This is a genomic window from Alteromonas sp. 4NH20-0104 (genome assembly GCF_057547795.1).
Window position 1 is genome coordinate 1 of record NZ_BAAJLP010000013.1, and the last position, 25922, is coordinate 25922.

Sequence of the window (25922 nt, forward strand, 5' to 3'; positions counted from 1 at the left end):
CTGCAAAGCATTAAATAGTGCCGCTGTTGTAAATTTGTTGTTAAGCTACGTTTTTTAATTACAACGTAAAAGTGGGCGATTTATCATGAAGAAGCTTAACAAGATCATGCTGGCCGGATGGTTAAGTATGCTTGCAGCGGGCCAGGTGTTTGCAGCACCTACTGAAGTGGCTAAAGCCAGTTCGCCGGTTGTTATCGACGGTAAGGCCGACGAAGCGGCCTGGGATAACGCAAAGTGGCATCCTCTTAAGCACCTCATGGTGGGCACTATGCCCATTCCGGCAGACTTTAGTGGCCGGTTTAAAATGCTTTGGGACGAAGATCAGTTGTATCTGCAGGTAGAAATTATCGACGATGTATTGATCGATACTCACCCGAATCCGCTCCTGGCTTATTGGGATGATGACTGTCTTGAAATCTTTATTGATGCCGATGCATCGGGCGGCAATCATCTAAAATCTTACAATGCTTTTGCGTACCACATTGCCCTTGATGGTAATGTTGTGGATATTGGCCCAACAAGCAATGGCGGTCAGGAGTTTGTTTTACTCAATGAGCATGCCACCAGTCACTGGACTCGTGAAGATACGTCACCCTATCAAATAACCTGGGAAGTCAGCTTCAGAGTGTATCCGGACACTTTTCATCATAATAAACCGGTGCCGCCACTGAGCCTGTCAGCAGAGCAGGTGCTGGGTTTTATGCTGGCCTATTGCGACAATGATGGCAGTGAAGAGCGCGAGCATTTTGTGGGATCCCACGAAGTTGAACCGGTTAATGGCGACCGCAATCTAGGTTATATCGACGCATCAGTTTTCGGCCAAATTAAGCTGGTTGACTAACCTTCGGGTAAGGACACCTCAACCCGTTACAGGCTAACTGCGGCATGCTTTTGTTCATACATCAGCATGTCGGCAGCGTGAAGTAACAGCGACAGATCATTGTGTGGGGCATCAATAATTTGTGCCCCCACGCTCGCTGACAGCGGGATATGTTGTTCATCAATTTTGACAATTAGGTCTTCCAGACGCTCAGTAACACGCTTTGTAACCCGCTCGGCAATGTTGCGGCTGTGGCAATGACTCATCAATACAAACTCGTCGCCGCCGAGCCTGCCTACAATATCCTGAGCCCGTGACTGACTGTTGAGAATTTTGGCCAGAATAATCAGGGCTTTGTCGCCTACCCGGTGGCCATAGGTATCGTTAACTTGTTTAAACTCATCCAGGTCGATAAACAGCAGCAACAGCACGCCACCTTCTTTGCTGTGGGCTGATAACATCTTTTGTGCCGACTCTTCCCAGCCCCGCCGATTGAGAACCGGACAAAGGGGGTCGCTTGAGGCAGCAAGATACGCCTGCATTTTGTCAGACTGAAGGCGCTTAACCCGCTCCGATGCCGCAATAGCCAGTACCAGAGCTTCTACCGTGACCGCCACTATCAGGGCATAGCGATGGAGGAATTCATTTACGTCAGGCAGGTAAACACGGAACAGCATGGCTGCCAGTAACACCATTAGCGCTATCAGTACCCAACCAGCTCCGTGTACTTTGCGTAATGTTGCGTATGCAGTGGCCAGAGTTACCGCTACCATGCCAAGCAGGGTAATCAGCCCCATTAACTGATTGGCGATAGCGGGCAGCGTGGTAACCGGGAGCGCCGCTACAAAGCCAAGTGCAAGCACGGCCATGCCGCTGAAGATAATGGTGTGATATTCCCAGCGCTTTAATATCAGTCGCAGATCGAGCAGTAAACAGATAAAGCGCAGAGCTGTGTAGACCGTGGTGCCAGCAAAGATGGCTTTGATCTGATGGCCGTGCAACCAGTGCGCCTCAGGGAGCAAAATTCGTAACACACCTTCCTGAAGTACAAAGAAAAATCCGGCGCTTAAGATATACCCACTGTAGGCATAAAATCCGGCGTTGCTCAGGCTACGGCCCAATATGCCTACATAAATACACAGTGCTATACAAAACCCACCAAAGGCACTGATGGTTAAAATATGCAAACTGTTGGCACGCTGAAAGGTTGTTAAATCGCGCAGAGATAGGCTTACTTTACTGTCATGGTCTGACTCGGCGGTCAGAGTGAAACGGTAAACCCCCTCAGGCAGCAGGTAAGCGGCCCGGGCACTAGCCAGGGGGGTAATAGTAGAGGCGTCATCAGCATAAATGGTGGGTTTGTGCAGGGCATCCAGCGGAAAACTCAGTACGCGGGCTTCGGCTAACTGACAACGAAACTGAATATCGTTTAATCCCACGGTTACATCAACCGTTTGCTGAAGTGATTGCGTACGAGGTGCAATGATCTGGCAATCGGCGAACCCTGGCGATGAAAATAGCATCATCAGCAGTACAGCGGTATACCACCCTTTGATACAGCACATTCCCTGTTTCACAGCTCAGCAACCCGATACCAAAATATTCGATTATTCATCTATTTACTGCACGCACCACTATGATGTTGCTTACTTTACGCGCACTATTGCGTGATGTGAACGAAAAAAAGGTTATGTGAGTATTTATTTCGATTAATGTCGGGAGACGAGGTTAGTCGCCTCCAACAATTTGTACCTGAGCAAGGTCGGTATCGCCTTTAATAACCTTGTAAATGGCATCCTGAACCAGGGTACGCATGCCATCCTGCATGGCCTGGGCTTTCATCTCGGCCACAGACGCTTCTTTATAAACCAGGGAGCGCAGCGCCGGTGTCATGCCTAATAACTCGTGTACACCGGTTCTTCCCCGATAGCCGGTATCACCGCAATCATCGCAGCCTTTAGCGCGATGCAATTCAAGGTTATCCGGTAGATTAAGTTCGTCGATATACTCCTCACCATACTGGCGTTTGATAAACGCTATATCGGTGTCTGAAGCCGGGTGTTTTTCCTTACAGGTGCTGCAGAGGGTTCTGATCAAGCGCTGCGCGAGGATCCCCACACAGGCATCGGAGAAGTTCACCGGGTCGAGGCCCAAATCCAGTAACCGGGTAATCGTTTCCGGCGCTGAGTTGGTGTGCAGGGTAGATAATACAAGGTGACCAGTTAAGGACGCTTCGATACCAGCATGGGCGGTTTCTTTATCCCGCATCTCACCAATCAGGATAATGTCCGGGTCGGCCCGCAGGAATGCTCTGAGTGCATTGGCAAAAGTAAAGCCTATTTTCGGGCTAACCTGCACCTGCTGAAGACCTGGCTGAGTGATTTCCACCGGATCCTCTGCCGTCCAGATTTTCTTTTCCGGAGTATTCAGGTACCCCAGAATAGCATGCAAAGTGGTAGTTTTACCGGAACCGGTCGGCCCTACAACCAACAGAATCCCGTGTGGTTTCTTGATCATGTCCTCAAGTCGCAACATATTGCCCGGCGCAACGTTCATTTTACCCATGGGCATGGCGCCGCCCGATGCCAGAATACGCATAACAACGCCTTCACCGGCAACCGTTGGAATAGTAGCGACCCGAACCTCTACCAACTGACCACTCATTCTGAAAGCCAGTTTACCGTCTTGGGGAACACGCTTTTCGGCGATGTTCAGGTTCGACATAATTTTAATCCGCGCGATAACAGCACTGTGGTGCGAGGCCGGAACCTGGTTGATATCCCGGCATACACCGTCTATCCGCATCCGCACGCGGGTAGGACCACTCTTTTCCGGATCAATATGAATATCTGAAGCGTTGAGCCGTTTGGCATCATGAAGAATGCGGCTGACTAAACGAACAACTGCAGGCGCATCGTCTGAAAGTTCATCAATCCCTTCCTCTGATTCCTCTGCTGAGGTACCAATTTCATCGAGGATCTCACTCATCTCGCCAGGCGCGCCGCTACCCGCTGAATCGCCGAGGTACTGCAGAACATGGTTAGGTAAGCCAACGGCAATATCATAGCTGTCGATACCCAGCGCGCTTTCAATTTCCATCAACAGGGAAGCGTTATTGGGCTCGGCCATCAGCACGATAGGTTTATCATGGGCATCGGCAATCACTGCCACAAAATTACGCTTCAGATAAGAGGTGTTGAGGCGGCTTTCGCTCTGGTAGACGTGGTATTTTTCAGGGTCAAAACCAATGAAGGGTACCTGATAATGAATAGATAACGAGGTGCCAAGTTTGCCTTCATTGATGCGGTATTCAGACATTAACCGCTGCACCATCTGACGAATATCGCCACTGGTTTCCTGTAGTTCCGTGAGGGCTTTCTCGTTGATCAGGTTTTCGTGGAGTAACAGATCAAATGGGTTTTGCGTGCCGCCGAGTTCGTAACGGAATTTAGTGCCTAAGATGTCGTTGAGCTGCTGTGCAAGCTCCATGTCGCGGTTGGTAAAAGGCCCGTTGTTTTTATTGATGATCTGAAAAACACCCATGATAACGCCGGCATTCAGAATAGGTACACACAGAATATTGCGGGTTCTGAAGTCGCTGCTTTTATCAAACCTGTCGGCAAAGCGCAGGCGCGGATGAATGGCGGCTAGCTCTTCCTGATCATAGGGATTAGAGATAATTAATGGCCGCTGTGATAAGGCAACGTAGCCCGCAATAGACAGTGGACTGATGGGCACCTTGATTTCCATTGTCTCTTTACCGGTTTTAAACCGGGCGACCAAATCCTGATGCTGACGACGACGCTGAAAGATACTCATGCGTTGTGCATCAAATAAACCGAGTATAAGGGGTTCTAGCTCTCTGTAGGCATCTAACAACGTAGGCTTTTTCTCAAGCACTGTGTTGATTTTATCGAACACCAACTGGTTTTCATTTATGTCTGACATATTCTACTACAAATTAGTAAGCTGTTACTCACAGGGCAGGAAACATATCCGGCTGTGACGAAGTATAGTATTAATATATATCACCTTATACCCTCTGACCTAATGCAGCAATACTGCAAAAGGTGCAGGTGGTAAAAGTCGGTGCATCTCGGGCTGTTTACTGCCCCTGCTCAGGTGATGATTTTAGTTGTTCGTTCAGCGTCACGCTAAAGTGAAAATCACCGATTTGCATTATGCGGTACTGCGGTTGACTGTAATTTACCTCCAGTGCCTGAAGATGCTCGCGTAGAGTCTTCGTTTTATTTTTGCCGGTCGGGCCCAAATCCTCTATACCTATCGGATACCAATTACTGTTTCTGCGTATATACAGGGTGGCATCTACCAGGTAGTTAGTTTCCAGCATTAGCAGGTAGTCGGTTTGGTTATCGCCATCAGGGTCGACCGCCAGCAGGTAAAGATGTTCAGCCTGTCGCAACAGGTAGTTACTTTTAGTCAGGCTGCCGTAAATGACATCGGCGAGATCTGAGGGCATCTCGCAGTCGTTGAGACATTCGATACTGTTGATCACCATCAGCTTGTCCTGCTCAGGCTCTATAGCATCTTCCTGATAGGCTCGGGAAAGTCTTAGCGCCAGTGTCGGGTGACTGTCGCCATAGGTTTGCTTTAGTTGTTCAATGGCAAGGTAGCCAGGCAACGCAAGCTGATTGGCAAAATACGCTATGTCTATGTCCTGCAAATCGGTTTGTCCGGATTCGATACGGGCTAACTGGCTATCAGCCGTCAATTTTCGTAAGTCTGCAAACGGGCTGTTTACCAATACCATCACCAGCATCAGTAGCCAGCCCATCGCGACATTAATGCGGCCGAGACCGGCAATCCAGTCATCTCTATAGCGGGCTATACAAGTTACATAGCCAAGGGAAAAAAGCGCCAGAAACATCCATACTATCATCCCCCAGTAACGACTTACTGACCAGCCATACTGCTCCACCCTTAGGGACAGACCATAAAATACCAGCCCACTGTAAACCGGTAACAAGAGTATGCCGAGATAGATAAACCGGTGCACAAAAGGGGAGTAAGGGCGTTCATCTGCATCACCCTGATAGACGCTGTTCAGCGCAAACAGCAGACAGGCCTGCATCCACAGAATGAGATAACTGCCCGGGCCTTTTTCCCATAGCGGCGATAAACCGGTAAACGGTAAAGCGAGCAGGAAGATCACCGAGACAAATACCAGTAATACCAGAAGGTACTTCAACAGCGCTTGCTGCAACTGTTTAATGGTATCGACGATAATGCTGAGCCGGCGGATAAGAATTACGCCCAGTGCCAGAGCAAGATTAAGCGCCGGGTAATAAAACCACTTTTGCTCAAACAATTCGTCAAAAAAGTCGATATTAATCACCGAGAACAACCCGGCCCACAGCATCAGGACCCCCCAGGTAACCAGCGTAAATGCCAGTGCCAGACCCAGAGTAAGCAGGTTGCGCCAGGAATAGTGAAACAACTGAGGATAAACGAAGGGCTCATCGGCCGTTTTCACCTGCACGTACATCAGCGCTTTAAAGGTCAGTAAAGCCAGAGTAAATGTCATGGGGGCGAGCAGAGTATCCAGGCGTGAGGGAGCAGAGGGGATTGCCTGGCCACCGGTGTAAAAGGCAAGCAGCGCACAAAGCGCGGCAAAGGGGGCTATGTAGGTAACCAGTCTGACCTTATTGCTGTCGTTAACCCCCAGCAGATACAGGCCAGGCCCGATAATGACCAGAGCATAAGCCGCAAATAGCCACTGCGGCGCCGTGGCCGGCCAGAACTCAAAGTCGATGGACTGATGTAATAGCAACAGAGCGAGCCCCTGTAGCAGGGCAATAAGTAGCATCAGCCGGGTAGGATAGCGCTGTTCTTCCATAAATATCATCGCCGGATTGTTTTACTAATTAAACTACAGTAGTTTTATGAATTGGTGAAAATTAAATAAAGAGAAGAACTTATGCCCGGTACTGAGCGTTCATTAACGTTGCGCTTTCTGGCAGAGCCTGCGGATGTTAACTTCGGTGGTAAAGTGCACGGCGGTGCGGTAATGAAATGGATCGATTTAAGTGCCTATGGGTGTGCTGCCGGCTGGAGCGGAAAATACTGCATCACCGCTTACGTGGGGGGAATGCACTTTGTGAAGCCAATCCTGGTGGGTAACATCGTGGAAGTTGAAGCGAAGGTTATTTATACCGGCACCAGCTCCATGCATATTCGTATCCTGGTTCGCGCTGGCGATCCTAAAAGCAGTGAACGCGAGCTTTGTACACATTGTATTGCGGTAATGGTGGCCATGGATGAAAACGGCAAGCCGTCGGCGGTTCCGGATTGGGTACCAAAAACGGAGCAGGACAAGCGTCAGCGCGAATCGGCCATCAAACTCATGACGATGCGAGACCAGATCCGCGAAGAGATGACCACCTACGTGGATAACTAAGGTATTCAGGTTAATCAACATGGCGCATAATGTTTGTTGACGGAGCCGGGCGTTGTGCCATGCTCAATGGATGATCTATTTTATGCTGGATGAATTGCCTGCCAGCTAGGTTGAGACAGTTTGAAGTTTAAGTGTTTCGTATTTCCAAGTAAACTACTGTTAAGTGTTATGGCTGCCGTGGCGTTGTCTGTCGCCAGTGCCAACGCCAGCGCTATTGAGTGGTCTGAAGAAAAGACCAGGCTACTCAGTGACATCAATCATCATCCTACCGAGGTCATCAACTCTATTGAGGCCCGGTTAGCGAATGCATCCGTATCGGTGCATGAACAAGCGCGGTACCATTACATACTCAGTGATGCTTATTATGCTTTATTCCTGGGTGATGAAGCGCTCGTTGAAGCCCAAAAAGCCCTTTCACTGGCACAACAGAGCGACGACGAAGAGTTCATCCAGGCATGTAACATTAAGGTCGCCAGGGCCTACGATACGATGGCCGATGCCTCACCTGGGATTGAATACGCCCAACGGGCATTATCCTGGGCGGTCGAGAATCAGTCTCCCTCTGTGCAAATTGATGCAATGATTGCCCTGGGTTCTATCAATCTGACTATTGTTAACCTGGTAGAAGCGCTCGACTATTTTACTCAGGCCTATCGCATAGCGCAGCAACATGAGCTGGATACGGTTGCTCCCCATATAGCTTCCTTTATAGCACTGGTATACGAAGCGCAGGAAAAATCGCGTTCGGCGATCCCTTATTTTGAAGAATCCGCACGTTATTATCGGCAAACCGATAATCAGGTTGAGTTGTCTAACTCTTTGTATGGCCTGGGACTCGCTTACGGCAAAATCCATCAGCTTGATAAAGCGGTTGATTACTTCAACGAAAGCATGGCCATATCGGTAGAAATTGGTGATAAACAAGGCGAGGCCTATACAACTCAGGCGCTGTTTGATGTGCTGTTGTCGAGCAATGAGGAACACAGTAGTGAACAACTGGCTCAGCTTATGCCCATGCTCGATGAGGCCATAGACACGTTCAGACAAAGCAATAATGTCCATCTAGAGGTGGGTACACTGCTAATTAAAGCCAAATGGCTTGAGCGAAATGCTTTACTTGAGCAAGCATTTGAGATTATTGAACAGCTGGAAATACTGGTCGCTGAGCACGATATCACTCTCCATAAAGCGACGATTCTGTTATTAAGGGCAAAATTGCATGCAGAATCGGGTGATTACGCTGCTGCTTACCAAACTCTGCAGGCTGCCAGGCAAGAGGAAGTAAAGCGCCGGCAAGAAACCGATGAAGAGAGGTTTCAACAGTTACGAGCCGGTTTCGAGCTGGATCAGAAAGCGTATGAAAACCGATTGCTGGCAGAAACCAACGCCCGGCAAACCGCCGAGCTGGCGGTTAATAAACGGGACCAAACTATTGTCGCGCTGATTATTGCTGTATTAGTAGTGTTGATTTTTGCCATCGTATTTATGTACTTCAGCATCAGACGTCAGCACCAACAGCTGGAAAGGCTGGCTCAAACTGATGAACTCACAGCGCTGTATAATCGCCGTCAGACATTTTTGTTACTTGACCGTGAGAAAAAACTGGCCGTCCGGCAGAATCAACCGCTGAGTGTCGCCATAGCCGACCTCGATGATTTTAAGTATATCAATGATACGTACGGGCATCAGGTTGGCGATGATGTGCTCAGGCACGTAGGCGAGTGTATCAAGCGCGATTTCCGCAATACCGATATTATTGGCCGGATTGGTGGGGAAGAGTTCTTATTTGTGTTTCCGTCAGCTGCTTGCGAGGAAGTGGCGGTTGCCCTCAGGCAATTTATGGACGAGTGCAAGGTGTTGCCCGCGGCACTCTCAGCGTATTCGGATATTAAGGTGGCCTTTTCCATAGGGCTGGTGGATGCCCAGGACCAGGAGTCTGTTACCCATACGCTGGCACAGGCGGATAACCTGATGTACCAGGCTAAAGCCAATGGTAAAGACCAGGTGGTTTATTAAGATGAAATAACTATGTGAATAAAGAGAAGTAACTAACAGGGCGATACTACGTACCCTGCTTAAATGACGGCTACTTGTTGTACTTTATTACTAAATGACTCAGTAAGTAAAAAAAAGTAATGATGCTAAACACAGGAAGCAAGTGATGCTTTTCGACAAACGATAAGCAAAACAAAATCGCACTTACGAAGGCGGAAAACGCAACGCCAATTGCAAAAGTGCTTAGCTGGGGGGTTATAAGTATTTCTTTGGCATTATCCATGCTAAACCTCTAGGTTTACTCAGGCTCGTATGCAGTGGCGATCGCGATACCTGAGCTGATAATTGATGCAGTTAAGAGTATACCCATCCCCACAGGGGTTAATGCGGCCGCTGATGTAATGGCTGTAAATAGAAATCCACCGGCACTGGCTAATGCGCCCGCATAGATAGTATCATCTGAAACTCCGCCTGAGACTGCATTCAGTTCTTGTATACTTAATTCTTTCATATGTTCATCCTCGTAAAATTTAACAGTTGCGTTAATCAACGCAACTAAATCGTACGACTCACAAAGCTATATCGCTACTGGACCTGAGGCGGTTTTTCTTTGCTTTAGGGAAAAGGTAAGCATGTGAGTACGAATCCGAGATTTGCTGATACTGCGCTTAACCAATAAGCTTTATCGCAGAGATGATCGAATTATGTACAAAAAGTGAAATCGCTAGTTGCATTAGTCCGGTAACTCTGTATAATTCGCGCCCACTTGCCCCGTACATATGTACCCAGGGCATGGTTTCAGCCGCAGCCACACTGTTTTTAGGGTGGTCGCCAAAGCGACGTCTTATGATGAAGCGGGCGTGTTAGAAACAAAAACAAGATTCCGATTGGGAATCACTGGTTTATAAGCACATCTTTTCGTCCCGGAATAATTGGGAGTGAGAAGATGATTTTTTTGTTCTTTCGATTGGAGCTTAATCGATGCCAAATCAAAGAATTCGTATTCGTTTAAAAGCGTTTGATCACAAGTTGATCGATCAGTCTACGGCTGAAATCGTTGAAACGGCGAAACGTACTGGTGCTCAGGTCAGCGGTCCAATTCCACTGCCTACTCGCAAAGAACGCTATACAGTATTGACTTCTCCACACGTAAATAAAGATGCGCGTGACCAATATGAGATTCGTACTCACAAGCGTTTAGTAGACATCATCGAGCCAACTGACAAGACTGTTGACGCTCTGATGCGTCTGGACTTGGCTGCTGGTGTTGATGTTCAAATCAGCCTGGGCTAACAAGAGAGGGTAATAACAATGGCGATTGGTCTAGTCGGTCGTAAAGTGGGTATGACTCGCATCTTCACTGAAGATGGTACGTCTATCCCTGTGACTGTTATTGAAGCGACCCCAAACCGTGTTACTCAGTTACGCACTGAAGAAACTGACGGTTATCGCGCACTGCAAGTTACTGCAGGTACCAAAAAAGCGAACCGCGTAAACAAAGCTGCAGCAGGTCACTTTGCTAAAGCTGGTGTAGACGCTGGCCGTGGTCTTTGGGAATTCCGCCTGGAAGATAACGAAGGTGGCGACATCGAAGTAGGCAGTGAAATCACTGTTGAAATCTTCAACGACACCAAAAAAATTGACGTCACTGGTACGTCTAAAGGTAAAGGTTTTGCTGGCGCTATCAAGCGTTGGAACTTCACTGCTCAACGTGCTACTCACGGTAACTCATTGTCACACCGTGCACCTGGTTCAATTGGTCAAAACCAATCACCAGGTAAAGTATTCAAGGGCAAGAAGATGGCTGGTCAGCTTGGTAACAAGCAAGTCACCACTCAGTCTTTGGAAGTTGTACGTGTAGACGTAGAAAACAACCTGATCCTGGTTAAAGGTGCCGTACCTGGCGCAACTGGCGGCGACGTTGTCGTAAAGCCAGCTGTTAAAGCGTAACGTCTGGGAGTTGAACTGATGGAATTAACATTGAAAGACGCGCAAAGCGCTCTTGAAGTATCCGAAGCGACCTTTGGACGTGAATTCAACGAAGCCCTGGTTCACCAGGTCGTTGTAGCTTACGGCAATGGTGCTCGTCAGGGTACTAAAGCACAAAAGACTCGTTCTGAAGTACGTGGTGGTGGTAAGAAGCCATGGCGTCAAAAAGGTACTGGCCGTGCTCGTGCAGGTACAATCCGCAGCCCAATCTGGGTTGGTGGTGGCCGTGCATTCGCAGCCAAGCCTCGTGACTTTGATCAAAAAGTTAACAAGAAAATGTATCGTGGTGCGGTTAAGAGCATCCTGTCTGAACTGGTTCGCCAAGACCGTCTGGTAGTGGTAGAGAAGTTCGGTGTTGACACACCTAAGACTAAAGCTCTGGTTGCTAAGCTGAACGAAATGGAATTAAACGATGTTCTTATCGTTACTCCAGAAGTGGAAGAGAACCTGTTCCTTGCTGCTCGTAACCTTTACAAGGTAGACGTGCGCGATGTAGCTGGTATCGACCCGGTCAGCCTGATTGCATTCGAAAAAGTACTTATCACTGCTGATGCAGTGAAACAACTTGAGGAGGCGTTAGCATGAAAGAAGAACGTCTACTAAAAGTGCTTAAGGCACCACACGTTTCAGAAAAGTCGACTATGGCTGCTGAAGCGGGTAACACAGTTGTATTTAAAGTAGCTAAAGACGCGAACAAAGCTGAAATCAAAGCGGCAGTTGAGAAACTGTTCGAGGTTGAAGTGGATTCGGTTCGTACTGTTAACGTTAAGGGTAAAACCAAGCGTCACGGTATGTCTTTCGGTAAACGCAGCGACTGGAAAAAAGCGTATGTAGCGCTTAAAGAAGGTCAGGACATCGACTTTGTCGGTGGTGCTGAGTAAGAAGGGGATTAGAAATGCCATTAATGAAAGCTAAGCCAACTTCTCCCGGTCGTCGTCACGTAGTTCAGGTTGTTAATCCTGACCTGCATAAAGGTGCACCTTATGCACCTTTGCTGGAAAAGAACAGCAAGTCTGGCGGCCGTAATAACAATGGTCGTATTACTACACGTCACATCGGTGGTGGTCATAAGCAACATTACCGTGTAATTGACTTTAAACGTAATAAAGACGGCATCCCAGCAAAAGTTGAGCGTTTAGAATATGATCCTAACCGTTCTGCAAACATTGCATTAGTACTGTATGCAGATGGTGAGCGTAAGTACATCCTGGCACCTAAGGGTATCCAGGCTGGTGACGCGATCCAATCTGGTTCAAATGCGCCTATCAAAGCGGGTAACGCTATGCCTATGCGCAACATGCCAGTGGGTACCGTTGTTCACGCGATTGAAATGAAGCCTGGCAAAGGTGCACAAATTGCACGTTCTGCCGGTGGTAGTGCACAGATCCTGGCACGTGACGGTAACTACGTTACTTTACGTCTGCGTTCAGGTGAAATGCGCAAAGTATTATCTGATTGTCGCGCCACCATTGGTGAAGTGGGCAATGCAGAACACATGCTTCGTTCATTAGGTAAAGCTGGTGCCAGCCGTTGGCGCGGTGTTCGTCCAACCGTTCGTGGTGTTGTAATGAACCCGGTTGACCACCCACACGGTGGTGGTGAAGGTCGTACTTCTGGCGGTCGTCACCCAGTAACTCCTTGGGGTGTTCCTACTAAAGGTAAGAAAACCCGAAGCAACAAGCGTACTGATAAGCTTATCGTACGTCGTCGTAACAAGTAATAGCGAGGATTCACCATGCCACGTTCTCTCAAGAAAGGTCCATTTATCGACCTTCACTTGCTGAAGAAGGTAGAGGCTGCAGTGGAAAAGAACGAACGTAAACCAATCAAAACCTGGTCTCGTCGTTCTATCATCATCCCAGATATGATTGGGTTGACCATTGCAGTCCATAACGGCCGCCAACATGTACCTGTCATCGTGAGTGACGAAATGGTCGGCCACAAGTTGGGCGAATTTGCGCCAACGCGTACTTACCGCGGCCATGTCGCGGATAAGAAAGCTAAACGTTAAGGGGTAGGAAGATGGAAGCATTAGCTAAACACCGTTTTGCCCGCACGTCGGCTCAAAAAGCACGCTTGGTTGCGGATCAAGTTCGCGGTATGCACGTAGAAAAAGCTCTTGAGCTTTTAGCGTACAGCCCAAAGAAAAGCGCTACGCTGATTAAGAAAGTTTTAGAATCAGCAATCGCTAACGCAGAGCATAACGAAGGCGCAGACATTGATGAACTGCGCGTCGCTAAGATCTTCGTTGACGAAGGCCCAACTATGAAACGTATCAAGCCACGTGCCAAAGGCCGTGCGGATCGTATCTTTAAGCGTAGCAGTCACATCACTGTGGTTGTAGCGGATAACTAGGAGTAGATAATGGGACAGAAGGTACATCCTACAGGTATACGCCTGGGTATCAGTAAACCATGGACTTCTACCTGGTACGCTAATACCGCAGATTATGCAGATAACCTGTACAATGACCATCAGGTGCGTCAGTACCTGACTAAACAACTGAAAAACGCTTCACTGTCTAAAATCGTGATCGAGCGTCCTGCTAAGAGCATCCGTGTGACTATTCACACTGCTCGTCCAGGCGTAGTCATCGGTAAGAAAGGTGAAGACGTTGAAAAGCTGCGTAACTATGTTTCTAAGCTGGCCGGCGTGCCTGCTCAGATCAACATTGCTGAAGTACGCAAGCCAGAGCTGGATGGTCAGTTGGTCGCTGACAGCATTTCAAGCCAGCTGGAACGCCGTGTTATGTTCCGTCGCGCCATGAAGCGTGCGGTTCAAAACGCAATGCGCCTTGGCGCAAAAGGTATCAAAGTAGAAGTTAGCGGCCGTTTGGGCGGTGCAGAGATTGCACGTTCTGAATGGTATCGCGAAGGTCGTGTTCCTCTGCACACTTTCCGTGCAGATATCGATTACGCGACTTCTGAAGCGGCTACTACTTACGGTATCATCGGCGTAAAAGTATGGATCTTCAAAGGTGAAGTGTTAGGCGGACTGCCTACAACACAAGAGCCGGCAGCGCCAGCTCAACCTAAGAAGAAAGGCCGCAACGCTAAGCGAGAGGGCTAATCATGTTACAACCAAAACGCATGAAATTCCGTAAAATGCACAAAGGCCGCAACCGCGGTACAGCTGCGGGAGCGACTGTTGCCTTTGGTACTTACGGTCTTAAAGCGGTTGGTCGTGGTCGTATGACTGCGCGCCAAATTGAGGCTGCACGTCGTGCCATGACTCGTCACGTTAAGCGTCAAGGTAAAATCTGGATTCGGGTTTTCCCTGACAAACCAATTACTGAGAAGCCTCTTGAGGTTCGTCAAGGTAAAGGTAAGGGTAACGTTGAGTACTGGGTATGCCAAATTCAACCTGGTCGTGTTCTTTATGAGATGGAAGGTGTTCCTGAAGAGCTTGCACGCGAAGCGTTTACTTTGGCTGCGGCAAAACTGCCATTTAAAACAACCTTTGTAACTCGGACGGTGATGTAATGAAAGCAGCTGAACTGAAAGATAAAAGCGTAGAAGAGCTGAATGCAGAGTTATTAAACCTGCTACGCGAACAGTTCAACTTACGCATGCAGCATTCAACTGGCCAGCTTGAAAAAACCGACCAGTTGAAGACAGTGCGTCGTAACATCGCGCGTGTTAAAACCATTCTGACTCAAAAGGCTGATGCGTAATGACTGAACAAAAAATTCGTACAGTACAAGGTCGTGTGGTTAGCAACAAAATGGATAAAACCATTACTGTTGCAGTAGAACGTTTTGTTAAACACCCTATCTACGGGAAGTTCATCAAGCGTACTACTAAACTGCACGCTCATGACGAAAGCAACGTTTGCAACGAAGGCGATACAGTTACTGTTCGCGAATGTGCACCAATCTCCAAGAATAAAAACTGGACTTTGGTTGATGTTGTAGAGAAAGCTGGCGTTTAATCGCCGCTTTTAAAGCGCTTAAAAAAAGCCGCTCTCAGGAGCGGCTTTTTTATTGCCTGCAATTCTATAAAACTGTTAAATATTCAGACTTAGCGCTTATCTTCGGGTAAAGCGCTGTTAAGTTAATGAATAAAGAGTAAATAGCTGAAATAAATAGTTAAACTCGATTGGTTTTCAAAGTTAAGGGTTGTTTAAAGGTATTTTAAGTAAAACTTTAAGTATAGAACCTGCAGCTTTCGCCAAAACCCTTGTTATAAATGAACCACAGAAGGTTTTAGTTACACAGTGTTCAAGAGTGATTCTGATAATGGTTTCTATCTTTATGAATACTTTGATTTTATTTTATTATTTTTGGTTTTTTTGAAGCTGTGTCAAAAATAAACAGCTCTACAATTTTCTATTTGTGTAACAGAAACATTGATAGTTGGCTATGCAAAGGCGAACAGCCTTTTGTCCCCTTTGCATAGCGGCAAATCAGGCGCCTTTAAGGCTATTCATATCGATAACAAAACGATACTTCACATCACCCTGTTTCATCCGCTCATAAGCAGCGTTGATGTTTTGAATATCGAGCATTTCGATATCACAGGTAATATTGTGAGCAGCACAAAAATCCAGAACTTCCTGAGTCTCAGCCAGGCCGCCAATCAGAGAACCCAGTATTGAGCGGCGCTTCATCACCAGTGCTCCGGTATTCAGAGCGGGTTCAAGCGGGGTCAGCTGGCCTACCACAATGTGAGTGCCATTGTATTTAAGACAATTCAGGTAGGGGTTAAAATCGTGCTCTACCGGGATGGTATCAAGAAGGTAATCAAACTGCTCTGTGGCCGCTTGCATTTGTTGCTCGTCCGTAGATATCACTAAGTGATCGGCTCCCTGCTGAAGTGCTTCTTCAACCTTTGCCTGTGAACGGGTAAAGATGGTGACTTCCGCGCCCATTGCCTTAGCAAACTTAACGCCCATATGGCCGAGACCGCCCATGCCCAGAACGCCAACCTTATCGCCTTTTTTTACGCCGGCAAATTTCAGTGGTGAATAGGTGGTTATGCCGGCGCATAAAATTGGCGCGGCTGCCGCCGGCTCAAGGCCGGTGGGGATAGTCAGCACGAAACTTTCTTTGACGACGATGGACTCTGCATAGCCGCCCTGATTTGGCGTACCATCGATTCGGTCTACGCCACCATAAGTGCCGTGGATCCCTTCATAACAAAACTGCTCCTGATGGTCATCACACGCCTCACAGGTTCCGCAGGAATCTACCAGGCAGCCAACGCCTACTGTATCGCCGACCTTATATTGGGTAACTCTGGGGCCGATGGCCGTTACTGTGCCAACGATTTCATGGCCGGGGACAATAGGATAGCTGGTGCGCCCCCAGTCGTTCTCTACAGTGTGGATATCAGAATGGCAAACGCCGCAAAAATCGATTGATATGGCAACGTCATCATCACGCAATGGCCGCCGTTGAATGGTTAATGGGTTAACACCGGAATCTGGTGCCGTGGCACCATAGGCTTTGGTCGTCATTATCTGTTCTCTTCAGGTTAAGTCATCACATTGTGCGAGATTAGTTAAACCAAAGCTTTAACATTTCTCTATCTGTTTTGACTATTACTCTAAAAATAAGGCAATTATCTGGTGTTGAAAAACTTCTGATTGCATAATTCTACTAAGCCCTCGGCAGGAATCATTATGTCCACTACTGCACTAATCCCCAACCAGGCAAGCCGTGTTAGCCATCCGTACCAGCATGCGCTGCTTGATCGGGTCAATCAGCTATTGCCGCAGGAAGGCGTTATTACTACCGCCATTGCGGGACTTACGGTGTTTCATAGCTGTCACCACCGTCCTGCCCGACCCTTTATTTATAATCCGGGCATTGCGGTCGTTTTGCAGGGCCACAAAATAGGCCGCGTCGGTGGCCGGGAGTTTCATTACGGCCCTGGCCAGTATCTGCTGCAAACGCTGCCAATCCCGTTTTATTGCGAGACCATTGGCAGTGTTTCCACACCGGCTATTGGCGTGCGTATCGACTTTGATCCGGCTATGGTTGCTGAACTGGTACAAAGCCTGCCTGAGACTCAGCCACTAGCCGATCAGATTGAGCCGACCGTTTCTGTCCCCATGCATACCGAGATGGCCTATGCAGTTATGAGGCTGTTGGAAGCCGGAGCCGACTCTGCGATGGCCGCGGTATTGGGGCAGGCCAGATTAAAAGAGTTAACTTATGAAGCGTTAAAAGGGCCTAATGGCCATGCTCTCAGAGCGCTGGCTGTGGATGGCGGTCATTACGCACGCATAGCCCGCACATTAAAGCAGATTTCGGCTAATCTGGACGCAGAGTTTAGTGTTGCTGCGCTGGCCCGTGATGCAGGGATGAGTGTGTCTGGCTTTCATGCAAGCTTTAAACAGATTACTCAGACATCGCCCATCCAGTATCTCAAACGTTGTCGGCTGCTGAAAGCCCAGGCAATGCTGAGCCGCCGTAGTTACAGTGTGTCGCAGATTGCCAGCGAGGTAGGCTATACCAGCATTTCTCAGTTTAGTCGCGACTACCGAAAAGCATTTGGTTATTCGCCTACTCAGGAACAGGGGATTGGCATTGTGGCCTAACGCGGGTCTTGTCGCTTTAGCCAACTGGTGAGTATCGCCTGAGTGATCAGCGGCCTGTCCCCGTAAAAGCCATGGGCGCCGCCAGGCACTACGGCAAGCTCCGCCCCCGGGGTTAAGGCCAGGTAATCCTGTACTGTATCGATTCGGGCAGAGTCGTACTGACCTATCATAAACAGTGTTTTAGCAGGGTCTATCGAGGCCAGTAAATGTGTTGCATCATAGTGTTTAAGCACCCCGGTGGAAGAAAATTCACTGGGGCCCCACATGGCATTGTAGATCACCGGATTAAAACCATTACCGCCGACGTTTTGGTAATACTCCTGTTCTTTCTTGGATGTAGCACCAGGCGTGTAATAAGCGGAATACAGCTTGGTATAGGCAGCACTGCATTTATCCCCTTCAGGAGGCTCTGCTGACTCACACTCTCGCAGTGTGTGCTGCACTGGTGCAGGCGCTGCTTTCACCAGCAGGTTGGCATCCATAATCCAATGTGGGGTAGAAATAAAGGTGCCACCAAGTACTGTGGATACCACATTGTCGGGGTACTTCGCGGTATATTCCAGTGCCAGTGCTGACCCCCAACTATGTCCTACCACATGCCAACGGGGAATATCGAGATGTTGACGAATGGTTTCAATAGCCTCAACAAACCTTGCGACCCGCCAGTTTGCGGGATCATTGGTTTGCTCGGACTTACCACTGTCGAGCTGGTCATACATGATCACCATGCGATCATCGGCCAGCCCTGTCATGCCGGCAAAACCATTGTGAGTACCGCCGGGTCCGCCATGAATAAAAATAACCGGGATAGCGCTTTTATGAGCGATGCCGTTGAGCCTGACATACACTTTTCCTCCCGCCACAGGCACCATTAATTCTTGCTCCGGTGGCGCGTAGGGGGGCGTTTCTGCATGGACCTGAGAAAGCAGTGAAGCTGTCAGGAATAGCCAAAGCGAAGATAACAATAAACGGCCGGATTTAATCACAACGGATCCCTTAATTTGAGTGGTCGACAACAGTATAAGGGGCTTTGGGGTTCGTCTCCAGCCAGACTAACGCTTAATCTGGTGATACAAACTGATATAGCCTGAAGCCATGCTATCAGTAGAAAAGTGAGTACTTACATGCTTGTATAGTGCACTAGCATAATTACGCCACTGGCGAGGGGCTTCTAGCGCACTAACGATGGCGTTGGCAAGTAACGTTGGCTCGCCAGCCGGGGTCAACCAGCCAGTTTGCTTATGTTTAATAATTTCCGGGATGCCTCCGGATGGACTGGCAATAACCGGGAGTGAACAGGCGCCGGCTTGCAATAAGATTACCCCGAGCCCTTCTGCATGGGCCGGGTGTACCAGCAAATCAATATTAGGCAGTATTCTGGCTACCTGCTCGGTAAATCCACACAAGCGGACATGACCGGCTAAACCCGCTTCGTCAATCTGCTGCTGATATTGTTCTGCCAGACTGCCTTTGCCAAACAGTAAGCAGATGGTGTTCGGCTGCTTTGCAACCACCTGTTTCATTGCTGCAATCAGTTCGCGCTGACCTTTTCGCTCAATAAGCTGGGCAAAGCTAGCCAGTACCCGGTAACCAAAAGGTACAGCGTAGGTTCGGCGAAACCAGTCCGGGTCATCGCCGTAGTGAAATTCTGATAAGTCCACCGACGAATGAATAATTCGCTGAACTACTGACGCCGGGCAACGCTGTGAAACCACTTTGCGAACGCCTTCGGAGATACTGATAACGGCCTGATACTGCGCATATTTCAGCCTGCTTATCGCAGACTCCGGGTTATCCACTCGTCTGGTGCAAATGGCCGGAACACCGGTACGCCGTGCGATTATTGCGCCCCACACATCGGCGCCACGGCGACTGTGTACATGCAGTATGTCTGGCTTTAACGCTTTTACTAACGCAGCCAACCGCCACAGAATACTGATATCAAATTCACCGGCGTAAGGCAAAGCGTGAGTTTCACATTCGGTAAGGTTGAGCGCGGCGATAGCGCTGCCCTCGGCACACACCAGAAACTGTTTTACTGAGTTGTCCCGGGCTGCAATGGCATTGATTAGGTATTCCACCTGTTTGGCGCCGCCGTACAAATGTCTGCCCAGTTCAAGGTGCATTACACGCATAATCACAGCAGTCCCTGAAGTGTGTGGTAAACCTGCCCGGGGGTTATTGCCTGCATACAATCAAAACGACCATCACAGGTAGGGCGACGCTTACAGGGAGCACAACTTAAATCTGCATACAGAATACGGGCATGAGGGTTCTGTGTTCGGGTATACGGACGGGTTGAACCGAAGATAGCTACTGTGGGCCGTTGATAAACCATGCCCATGTGAGTCAGGCCGGTATCCACGCCAACCAACGCGCCGCATTGTTCTATTACTGCGGCGCTTTCGGTCAGGCTTAAACTGCCGGCCATATTGAGGCACTGTGGATTGCCACCAGCGAGAAGTTCAGCCGCGCTTTGATCGGACGGGCCGCCAAGAATTACCACCTGATGACCGCTGTTACCAAGTATAGCAATAAGTTGCTGCCAGTAAGGCAAAAGCCAGTGTTTTTGCGGGCGCGTGGTAAAGGGGGCAATGGCAATAAAATGACGATTAAAGCCCTGAGCTCTGAGTAAGTCTTGCGCAGTTGCACGCGCCTGCTCACCCGCATGCAGGGTGAGTTGATAGGGAGCATTACTGAACTGGCTGGCTAAAAATTTATATTCACTGCTAATGTCATCGGACAGCGGCTTATCGAATGATTCTGTTAGTAACCACTGGCTGTGCTCCTTGCTGTTAAAACCGATTCGCTTTCGGGCACCGGTAAACCAGGCCAGCATGGCACTTTTTAACAACCCCTGGGCATCAATGACCATATCAAACTGAGCGGCACGCAAAGAACGGCGAAACTTTAACACTGCTTTTAACAAGGCGAGGTATTGGCGGGATTTCGCGAGGGCACGCCATTCCTGTTTAGGCCAGGCAATCACCTTGTCTACATCAGGATGACCAGCAACCAGTGAAACATAGGGCGTTTCAACCAGCCAGCTGATGGTCACATCGCTGTCAAAATGGTGTTTTAAGCTGGACGGCAGACCTGAGGTCATTACAATATCGCCCATTGCACTTAACCTGATTATGAGCACGGCGGGTTTGGCGGCAGTCGATAACATGCATCAGCAGTAAAAATATAATCCTGTGGTTCAGTGAAACAAAACTTCACGACAATTTGATGACGGCCACTTCAACGGTGTAAAAGGCAACATGAGCAAGCAACACACAACATATTCACCCAAGTGGTATCAGGATGCCTTTCGCTGGTTTTATTCGTTTATTCTGGCGCTGATTATTCCGTTTGCTTTTTTGAATCTGGTGAAGCGCGGCATGACCCGCCAGAAAGATTATAATCGCCGTCGGTTTGAACGTTTTGGTTATGTAGCGCATGCGCCGAAAGCCAATGGTTATCTGTTTCACTGTGTGTCGGTGGGAGAAGTGGTGGCAGCTTCAGTGCTCATAAAACGCATTATGCAGGAGCAGCCGGAGCGCCAGATTACCGTAACCACCACTACGCCAACCGGCTCGGCACGTGTGCGAGCTATCTTCGGCGAGAAAGTACATCATTTTTATCTGCCCTATGATTTACATATGGCTATGGCTGGGATGTTAAGACGAATTAAACCCAGCGCCGTCTTTATTACCGAGGTTGAGCTGTGGCCTAATCTTATCCACGCCTGCTGGAAGCGAGATATTCCGGTACTGGTGGTCAATGCCAGAATGACCGATCGCTCGGCGCGACGTTATGCGAAGTTTCCCATCCTGTTCGAGCCAATGCTTAACAAGCTGGCGCATGTGTGCGCGCAGGGCGAGCGTGATTATGCCAATTACCGGTTTTTAGGCATGCCGGAAACCAAACTCACACTCACCAACAATATTAAGTTCGATCAGGCCTCTGCCATTGATGAAACTGAAAGCGGCTTTTTAGGTCTGGAGGGCGCTGGTCGAACCATTCTGGTGGGAGGCAGTACTCATGATCCGGAAGAAACCGTGTTGCTGCAAACCTATCAGGCTGTCAAAGCGCAGTGCCCGCAGTTAATGCTGGTGCTGGTTCCTCGCCATCCTGAACGGTTTGAAACCGTCGCCAGACTGATTCAAAAAACCGGCTTAACCATGGCGCAAAGTGCCTCGGTGAGCAGCGTGCCGGATGAGTGTGATGTGTTGCTGGTAAATGAGATGGGCAAGCTCAACGCAGTCTATACCGTGGCAGACTTCGCGTTTGTTGGGGGCAGTATTGCCGACCGCGGCGGTCATAATGCCCTTGAGCCGGCGGCTAAAAAGCTACCTGTGATGATGGGACCGAATACCTACAACAACCCGGTTATCTGCGCCAAATTAGAAGAATCCGGTGCGTTGTTTATTGTGGCAGATGCTGACGCAATGACCGCGCTTACGTTGTTGTGGTGCAAGGATCCCAACGCTGCATCTCAGGCTGGACTGGCCGGTTATGAGGTGTTGGCTCAAAATAGCGGCGCCCTGGATAAAACCATGAAAGTTGTTGAGTCATACAACAACTGATACTCTTAGTTCTGCAGTGATTTCTCCTCAGGACTTTGATTATGCTAGGAAAGCTTATCGTTCGCCTGATGCTATTAAGCAGCATTTTAGCGTTGCTGTCAGGTTGTGTAGCCACCAGTGTTTCTTCCCAAAAGCAGGATGCCGACAAACTGGCAGATACCAATCAGGGCTACTTATTGATTGGCCTGGTGAATGATTATGATCTTCAGGCGCTGTACGTCTGGGGCGAAGAAAATTTCAAATTAACTCACGCCGATCTCTCAGCAGGAGAAAACTATATTTTGCTACCGGTGAAAGCCGGTGAGTATCATTTTGGTCGAATCGACTACAACTATTATTATCGTACCAAGCTCAACGAAGACGAATGGCGCTTTGAAGTCAAACCCGGGCGCATTAACTATGTGGGTCATTTAACCGTTGAGCAGCCTTTTTATTTCTTCTTTGCCAATCATATTGAACTGGAAAACCGAGCTGCCAACGCGCAGATGTTTATGGAAGCGCACTTTCCCGGTTTACTGACCAGTCGCGAGATGTTTTATGCCGGCCCCGGCCAGGATAGGTTTTACGACTTAATCGCAGAACTGGAGAACCCACAATGAGATGGGGATGGGTATTACTTGCTGTATTGAGTTTTTTGGGGGAGGCCCGGGAAAGTCGGCTGGCGGTGCCTGTGCCGGGCAAAAGTTTATTTACTAATCAGCAGTTTAGTGCACCGGTATTGTCGCCTGACGGCCGCTATATTGCACTGTTTGAAATGACCGGTGAGGCCGCCCAGGTAGGGCTTATCGAGCGTTCATCACTTAACTACGTGCCGTTGCTGAATTTAGGTGCCGGGGGCCGGTTGAAAGAGTATTTCTGGCTTTCCCCGAACCACCTTTTCTTTACCGGATCTCTGATCAGCAAGGGCGAAAGACAGGATGTCAGGGTCACGCTGGAAGTGATTGCCAGTGAGGAAGCCATTGCTGAAGTCAAAGCCCATGTTGTGAAAGTGAATGGCTATATTATGGGGCAAGCCGGTGCAGACCCGACCAAGGTACTGTTTACCACCACAAGTCGTAGCGGCGATACCGAAATTTATGTGGTTGATCCAATGGCTCTGGCCGATCCGCAGTGGTCAGGTAAAGACCGAATACGCCATCTACCCGATGACATGGTGCGTTACTTTTATGACAGCGGCGCCGACATGTTACTGGGACTGAGTTACGATAATGACAACGCTACCTACACCATAAAATATCGAAAACTACGAGAGAAATCGTGGCAGGTCATGCTGCAGGATTTTAATACCGACTACACGTTTGAACCCATGGGATTTCTCAACGATACGCAAATTGCAGTATTGAGTGATATCTCTACCGATAAAATTGCTTTGTATCTTTATGATATTCCGTCGGCCACTTTTGTTGACGTACTGTATGAGCATGAAAGTTACGATCTGGTCTCTGCCGAGATTGATCACGACCGCGCTCAGGCGGCCAGCGTACGCTACTACAAAGGTGGCGAAATGGTGGTGGAATACCTCAATGCGGCACAGGATTATCACCAGGCGCAATTAAATAAAAGTGTGCCCGGCCGTCATTTTGCGCTGGCTGATTACAGTGCGGCCGCCGATGTGTATGTGGCTGTTGCTTATGCCCCGGATGCGCCGACGGATTACTACTTGTTTGATGTCGCCAGACAGGAAGCGAGGATCCTGTTTTCGGCTCAACCTGAACTCGATAGCTACAAATTCTCAAAGCCGCAGGTGTACGAAGTGGCGTCTGGTGGCAGTATGGTTGAGTCTTATTACTATCCGCCCGTGGGACCAGACAACAATGTACTGCTAGTTATGCCCCATGGCGGGCCGGTAGGCGTTAGGGATACAACCGAATTCAACCGCCTGACGCAGTTCTATACCACCCGGGGCTATGCTGTTTTAAAGGTAAACTTTCGCGGCTCATTTGGCTTTGGGCGCGCGTTCAGGGAAGGAGGGGTTGGCGAGTTTGGCCAGCAGATAGAGCAGGATATTCTGGCCGCTATCACAAAAATTCAGCAGGTAGCGCCCGCAGAGAACATCTGTGCCATGGGATCCAGTTACGGTGGTTATTCTTCACTCATGCTTAGTATCCTGCACCCTGATTTGGTGGACTGTGTTATTTCCCGCTTTGGGGTGTACGACCTGCCCTTGCTGTTTAATCAAAGTAACCTGAAAACAGATGAAGTCTGGGCCAGTCAGGTATCGGAAACAGTGGGGGAGTACAGTGAAGACTTATATCAGATATCCCCGCTGTACCTGGCCAACAAAATAACCACGCCACTGCTGATCACGGCAGGTTATGACGATAAGGTGGCTTCTTTTGAGCATACTCAGCGACTCGATTATGTGCTCAGTAAGCTGGGCATCGCTTTTGAACATGTTTATTACAAGAATGCCGGTCACGGGCACCCTACCTGGCAAGGTGACATTCATGAAAATGTGATCATTGAAGATTTCATCCGGCGCACGCTGGGGCTTAAAACACTGGAAATCAGCACCCAACCTGAAGAGGTCAGAGCCGGCCTGGTGACGGACCTTACGGTAGCTGCTGATGCGTTTTACGGCAGTAATGTTGTCGATCATGACGAGACTAAAGCATTCACCTACTATCAAAAGGCGGCCGCCAATAATGATCATCATGCTTTGTATAAGCTGGCGCTGGCTAAATTGAATGCCCGCGAGACCCTCTATCCTATCGAAGATATCGTCCATTTGTTAAACCGGGCTATTGAGAATGGCAGTACCGAAGCGGCTAACTTCCTGGTTCGTGCCTATTTATTTAACGACCGGTTTGACGGTAATCAATCGCTTGTAAAGCAAGCCATGCTCAAGGTGCCAGATAGCCAGGATGACGCCACTACTAAGATCCTCGAGACTATTTATGTTTGTCTGTATCCCCAAAACGGTATACACAACGCAACCTGTGCTGATGCCTTTGAGGCCTTGCCTGCACAATCCAGAAAAACACACGGCCCACTGTTACGGCAGCTGATTGCCCGCTTGATCACAGAGCAGCGGCTAACTGAACCTGAGCTTAACGTTATCCTCAACAGTTATCACGCCATTACTACATCCAGAATCGATACCGAACTGGTTGAAGCTGGCAGACTGGTGACCCAGGTTAACGGCCAGAGTGACTATCAGTCGGATGCGCTGCCACTGAAAATCGGTGATCGGCTGGGCGTTAAGTTTACCGTTTCCGCCGGCGACTTTTTTGTACAGGCCGATGAACAGCTTGGTGCGGTGGTGCAATGGATTGGGCTGCGCGAAGATGGAACGAGCAGGGTATTAAAGAATATGTTGTTTTATGGATCGCCAAAACAACTCAATTACTTTAATTACTGGCGTGCAGAGTTTGATATTGGCGCTTACGACGCCACTTTTAAAGCCATTAAACTGCTTATCAGAGACGTTCACAGTGAGCCCAAACTGGAACACGTGTTTCAGCTTCACTAAAAGCAGAACGGATTGATCAATCCGTGAAATTTAATGAAATGAATAATTTATTAAACTGTGAATTTATCATTTCATTAACCTTTCTTAAATTTATAGCTTATTGTTTTCCTTACA

General features: G+C 48.7%; 26 protein-coding genes. 18 read left to right on the forward strand and 8 right to left on the reverse strand.

Annotated elements, in window-relative coordinates; all coding sequences use genetic code 11:
- The first annotated feature begins 85 nt into the window (after window positions 1-85).
- Complete coding sequence (locus AC27IB_RS10830; RefSeq protein WP_487120852.1) at window positions 86-841, forward strand: sugar-binding protein; 756 nt, start codon at window positions 86-88, stop codon at window positions 839-841.
- A 26-nt stretch (window positions 842-867) separates the two neighbouring features.
- Here AC27IB_RS10830 and AC27IB_RS10835 read toward each other — a convergent pair whose 3' ends face one another.
- From AC27IB_RS10835 to AC27IB_RS10845, 3 genes are all read right to left on the reverse strand, one after another.
- Window positions 868-2397: a GGDEF domain-containing protein gene (locus AC27IB_RS10835; RefSeq protein ID WP_296052019.1), complete on the reverse strand. Its 1530-nt coding sequence runs from the start codon at window positions 2395-2397 to the stop codon at window positions 868-870.
- Between the two features lie 151 nt (window positions 2398-2548).
- Complete coding sequence (locus tag AC27IB_RS10840; protein WP_296052020.1) at window positions 2549-4768, reverse strand: GspE/PulE family protein; 2220 nt, start codon at window positions 4766-4768, stop codon at window positions 2549-2551.
- A 157-nt stretch (window positions 4769-4925) separates the two neighbouring features.
- The gene (locus tag AC27IB_RS10845) at window positions 4926-6677 is read right to left on the reverse strand and encodes a DUF4153 domain-containing protein (RefSeq protein ID WP_487120855.1); all 1752 of its coding nucleotides are present in this window, start codon (window positions 6675-6677) and stop codon (window positions 4926-4928) included.
- Window positions 6678-6758: 81 nt separating this feature from the next.
- Here AC27IB_RS10845 and AC27IB_RS10850 point away from each other — a divergent pair, with 81 nt between their 5' ends.
- The gene (locus AC27IB_RS10850) at window positions 6759-7238 is read left to right on the forward strand and encodes an acyl-CoA thioesterase (protein ID WP_296052027.1); all 480 of its coding nucleotides are present in this window, start codon (window positions 6759-6761) and stop codon (window positions 7236-7238) included.
- A gap of 120 nt (window positions 7239-7358) precedes the next feature.
- On the forward strand, window positions 7359-9254 hold the full coding sequence (locus AC27IB_RS10855) for a tetratricopeptide repeat-containing diguanylate cyclase (RefSeq protein ID WP_487120857.1): 1896 nt from the start codon (window positions 7359-7361) through the stop codon (window positions 9252-9254).
- A gap of 277 nt (window positions 9255-9531) precedes the next feature.
- On the opposite strand, the gene AC27IB_RS10860 is transcribed toward AC27IB_RS10855, so the two are convergent.
- Entirely contained in the window at window positions 9532-9744 is a 213-nt protein-coding gene (locus AC27IB_RS10860) for a bacteriocin (RefSeq protein ID WP_296052032.1), read from the reverse strand.
- Between the two features lie 470 nt (window positions 9745-10214).
- On the opposite strand from AC27IB_RS10860, the gene rpsJ reads away from it, so the two are divergent.
- The 11 genes from rpsJ to rpsQ are packed head-to-tail and all read left to right on the forward strand — an operon-like array spanning window position 10215 to window position 15152.
- Entirely contained in the window at window positions 10215-10526 is a 312-nt protein-coding gene (gene rpsJ, locus AC27IB_RS10865) for a 30S ribosomal protein S10 (RefSeq protein WP_006012796.1), read from the forward strand.
- Window positions 10527-10544: 18 nt separating this feature from the next.
- On the forward strand, window positions 10545-11183 hold the full coding sequence (rplC, locus tag AC27IB_RS10870; protein ID WP_296052039.1) for a 50S ribosomal protein L3: 639 nt from the start codon (window positions 10545-10547) through the stop codon (window positions 11181-11183).
- A gap of 18 nt (window positions 11184-11201) precedes the next feature.
- The gene (rplD, locus tag AC27IB_RS10875; protein ID WP_296052042.1) at window positions 11202-11807 is read left to right on the forward strand and encodes a 50S ribosomal protein L4; all 606 of its coding nucleotides are present in this window, start codon (window positions 11202-11204) and stop codon (window positions 11805-11807) included.
- Window positions 11804-12103: a 50S ribosomal protein L23 gene (gene rplW, locus AC27IB_RS10880; RefSeq protein WP_105935536.1), complete on the forward strand. Its 300-nt coding sequence runs from the start codon at window positions 11804-11806 to the stop codon at window positions 12101-12103. The genes rplD and rplW overlap by 4 nt, the downstream gene beginning before the upstream one ends.
- 14 nt (window positions 12104-12117) lie before the next feature.
- Entirely contained in the window at window positions 12118-12942 is an 825-nt protein-coding gene (gene rplB, locus AC27IB_RS10885) for a 50S ribosomal protein L2 (RefSeq protein ID WP_296052045.1), read from the forward strand.
- Window positions 12943-12957: 15 nt separating this feature from the next.
- Window positions 12958-13233 carry a 30S ribosomal protein S19 gene (gene rpsS / locus AC27IB_RS10890; RefSeq protein ID WP_070177558.1) on the forward strand — a complete coding sequence of 92 codons (276 nt, stop codon included), beginning with the start codon at window positions 12958-12960 and terminating at the stop codon, window positions 13231-13233.
- 11 nt (window positions 13234-13244) lie between these two features.
- The gene (gene rplV, locus AC27IB_RS10895) at window positions 13245-13577 is read left to right on the forward strand and encodes a 50S ribosomal protein L22 (protein ID WP_296052051.1); all 333 of its coding nucleotides are present in this window, start codon (window positions 13245-13247) and stop codon (window positions 13575-13577) included.
- Window positions 13578-13586: 9 nt separating this feature from the next.
- Window positions 13587-14291, forward strand: a complete 705-nt coding sequence (rpsC, locus tag AC27IB_RS10900) for a 30S ribosomal protein S3 (protein ID WP_487120861.1) — start codon at window positions 13587-13589, stop codon at window positions 14289-14291.
- 2 nt (window positions 14292-14293) lie between these two features.
- Window positions 14294-14704, forward strand: coding sequence for a 50S ribosomal protein L16 (gene rplP / locus AC27IB_RS10905; RefSeq protein WP_487120863.1), 411 nt, complete (start codon window positions 14294-14296; stop codon window positions 14702-14704).
- A complete protein-coding gene (gene rpmC / locus AC27IB_RS10910) occupies window positions 14704-14895 on the forward strand; it encodes a 50S ribosomal protein L29 (protein ID WP_487120865.1) in 192 nt (63 codons plus the stop codon). The genes rplP and rpmC overlap by 1 nt, the downstream gene beginning before the upstream one ends.
- Window positions 14895-15152 (forward strand): 30S ribosomal protein S17, encoded by a 258-nt coding sequence (rpsQ, locus tag AC27IB_RS10915; protein ID WP_487120867.1) that lies wholly within the window; start codon window positions 14895-14897, stop codon window positions 15150-15152. The genes rpmC and rpsQ overlap by 1 nt, the downstream gene beginning before the upstream one ends.
- A gap of 474 nt (window positions 15153-15626) precedes the next feature.
- Here the strand turns inward: rpsQ and AC27IB_RS10920 are convergent, their stop codons facing one another.
- A complete protein-coding gene (locus AC27IB_RS10920; protein WP_487120869.1) occupies window positions 15627-16679 on the reverse strand; it encodes an NAD(P)-dependent alcohol dehydrogenase in 1053 nt (350 codons plus the stop codon).
- A gap of 165 nt (window positions 16680-16844) precedes the next feature.
- Between AC27IB_RS10920 and AC27IB_RS10925 the strand changes: the two genes are divergently transcribed.
- Window positions 16845-17765 (forward strand): AraC family transcriptional regulator, encoded by a 921-nt coding sequence (locus AC27IB_RS10925; RefSeq protein ID WP_487120871.1) that lies wholly within the window; start codon window positions 16845-16847, stop codon window positions 17763-17765.
- Here the strand turns inward: AC27IB_RS10925 and AC27IB_RS10930 are convergent.
- From AC27IB_RS10930 to AC27IB_RS10940, 3 genes are all read right to left on the reverse strand, one after another.
- Window positions 17762-18751 carry a proline iminopeptidase-family hydrolase gene (locus AC27IB_RS10930; RefSeq protein WP_487120873.1) on the reverse strand — a complete coding sequence of 330 codons (990 nt, stop codon included), beginning with the start codon at window positions 18749-18751 and terminating at the stop codon, window positions 17762-17764. The two genes, AC27IB_RS10925 and AC27IB_RS10930, sit on opposite strands and share 4 nt — an antisense overlap.
- A 66-nt stretch (window positions 18752-18817) precedes the next feature.
- Window positions 18818-19900 (reverse strand): glycosyltransferase family 4 protein, encoded by a 1083-nt coding sequence (locus AC27IB_RS10935; RefSeq protein WP_487120981.1) that lies wholly within the window; start codon window positions 19898-19900, stop codon window positions 18818-18820.
- A gap of 2 nt (window positions 19901-19902) precedes the next feature.
- Complete coding sequence (locus AC27IB_RS10940) at window positions 19903-20886, reverse strand: glycosyltransferase family 9 protein (protein WP_487120875.1); 984 nt, start codon at window positions 20884-20886, stop codon at window positions 19903-19905.
- A gap of 142 nt (window positions 20887-21028) precedes the next feature.
- Between AC27IB_RS10940 and AC27IB_RS10945 the strand changes: the two genes are divergently transcribed.
- Genes AC27IB_RS10945 through AC27IB_RS10955 form a run of 3 tightly spaced genes read left to right on the forward strand, consistent with a single transcriptional unit; the run spans window position 21029 to window position 25808 of the window.
- Window positions 21029-22336 (forward strand): 3-deoxy-D-manno-octulosonic acid transferase, encoded by a 1308-nt coding sequence (locus AC27IB_RS10945; protein WP_487120877.1) that lies wholly within the window; start codon window positions 21029-21031, stop codon window positions 22334-22336.
- Between the two features lie 41 nt (window positions 22337-22377).
- Window positions 22378-22935 (forward strand): hypothetical protein, encoded by a 558-nt coding sequence (locus tag AC27IB_RS10950; RefSeq protein WP_487120879.1) that lies wholly within the window; start codon window positions 22378-22380, stop codon window positions 22933-22935.
- Entirely contained in the window at window positions 22932-25808 is a 2877-nt protein-coding gene (locus AC27IB_RS10955) for an alpha/beta hydrolase family protein (protein ID WP_487120881.1), read from the forward strand. Before AC27IB_RS10950 ends, AC27IB_RS10955 begins: the two co-directional genes overlap by 4 nt.
- Window positions 25809-25922 lie beyond the last annotated feature (114 nt).

Coding starts and splice junctions, on each gene's coding strand:
- AC27IB_RS10830 (WP_487120852.1), top strand. CDS start 86: ATGAAGAAGCTTAACAAGATCATGCTGGCCGGATGGTTAAGTATGCTT.
- AC27IB_RS10840 (WP_296052020.1), bottom strand. CDS start 4,768: ATGTCAGACATAAATGAAAACCAGTTGGTGTTCGATAAAATCAACACA.
- AC27IB_RS10845 (WP_487120855.1), bottom strand. CDS start 6,677: ATGGAAGAACAGCGCTATCCTACCCGGCTGATGCTACTTATTGCCCTG.
- AC27IB_RS10850 (WP_296052027.1), top strand. CDS start 6,759: ATGCCCGGTACTGAGCGTTCATTAACGTTGCGCTTTCTGGCAGAGCCT.
- AC27IB_RS10860 (WP_296052032.1), bottom strand. CDS start 9,744: ATGAAAGAATTAAGTATACAAGAACTGAATGCAGTCTCAGGCGGAGTT.
- rpsJ (WP_006012796.1), top strand. CDS start 10,215: ATGCCAAATCAAAGAATTCGTATTCGTTTAAAAGCGTTTGATCACAAG.
- rplC (WP_296052039.1), top strand. CDS start 10,545: ATGGCGATTGGTCTAGTCGGTCGTAAAGTGGGTATGACTCGCATCTTC.
- rplD (WP_296052042.1), top strand. CDS start 11,202: ATGGAATTAACATTGAAAGACGCGCAAAGCGCTCTTGAAGTATCCGAA.
- rplW (WP_105935536.1), top strand. CDS start 11,804: ATGAAAGAAGAACGTCTACTAAAAGTGCTTAAGGCACCACACGTTTCA.
- rplB (WP_296052045.1), top strand. CDS start 12,118: ATGCCATTAATGAAAGCTAAGCCAACTTCTCCCGGTCGTCGTCACGTA.
- rpsS (WP_070177558.1), top strand. CDS start 12,958: ATGCCACGTTCTCTCAAGAAAGGTCCATTTATCGACCTTCACTTGCTG.
- rplV (WP_296052051.1), top strand. CDS start 13,245: ATGGAAGCATTAGCTAAACACCGTTTTGCCCGCACGTCGGCTCAAAAA.
- rpsC (WP_487120861.1), top strand. CDS start 13,587: ATGGGACAGAAGGTACATCCTACAGGTATACGCCTGGGTATCAGTAAA.
- rplP (WP_487120863.1), top strand. CDS start 14,294: ATGTTACAACCAAAACGCATGAAATTCCGTAAAATGCACAAAGGCCGC.
- rpmC (WP_487120865.1), top strand. CDS start 14,704: ATGAAAGCAGCTGAACTGAAAGATAAAAGCGTAGAAGAGCTGAATGCA.
- rpsQ (WP_487120867.1), top strand. CDS start 14,895: ATGACTGAACAAAAAATTCGTACAGTACAAGGTCGTGTGGTTAGCAAC.
- AC27IB_RS10920 (WP_487120869.1), bottom strand. CDS start 16,679: ATGACGACCAAAGCCTATGGTGCCACGGCACCAGATTCCGGTGTTAAC.
- AC27IB_RS10925 (WP_487120871.1), top strand. CDS start 16,845: ATGTCCACTACTGCACTAATCCCCAACCAGGCAAGCCGTGTTAGCCAT.
- AC27IB_RS10935 (WP_487120981.1), bottom strand. CDS start 19,900: ATGCGTGTAATGCACCTTGAACTGGGCAGACATTTGTACGGCGGCGCC.
- AC27IB_RS10940 (WP_487120875.1), bottom strand. CDS start 20,886: ATGGGCGATATTGTAATGACCTCAGGTCTGCCGTCCAGCTTAAAACAC.
- AC27IB_RS10945 (WP_487120877.1), top strand. CDS start 21,029: ATGAGCAAGCAACACACAACATATTCACCCAAGTGGTATCAGGATGCC.
- AC27IB_RS10950 (WP_487120879.1), top strand. CDS start 22,378: ATGCTAGGAAAGCTTATCGTTCGCCTGATGCTATTAAGCAGCATTTTA.
- AC27IB_RS10955 (WP_487120881.1), top strand. CDS start 22,932: ATGAGATGGGGATGGGTATTACTTGCTGTATTGAGTTTTTTGGGGGAG.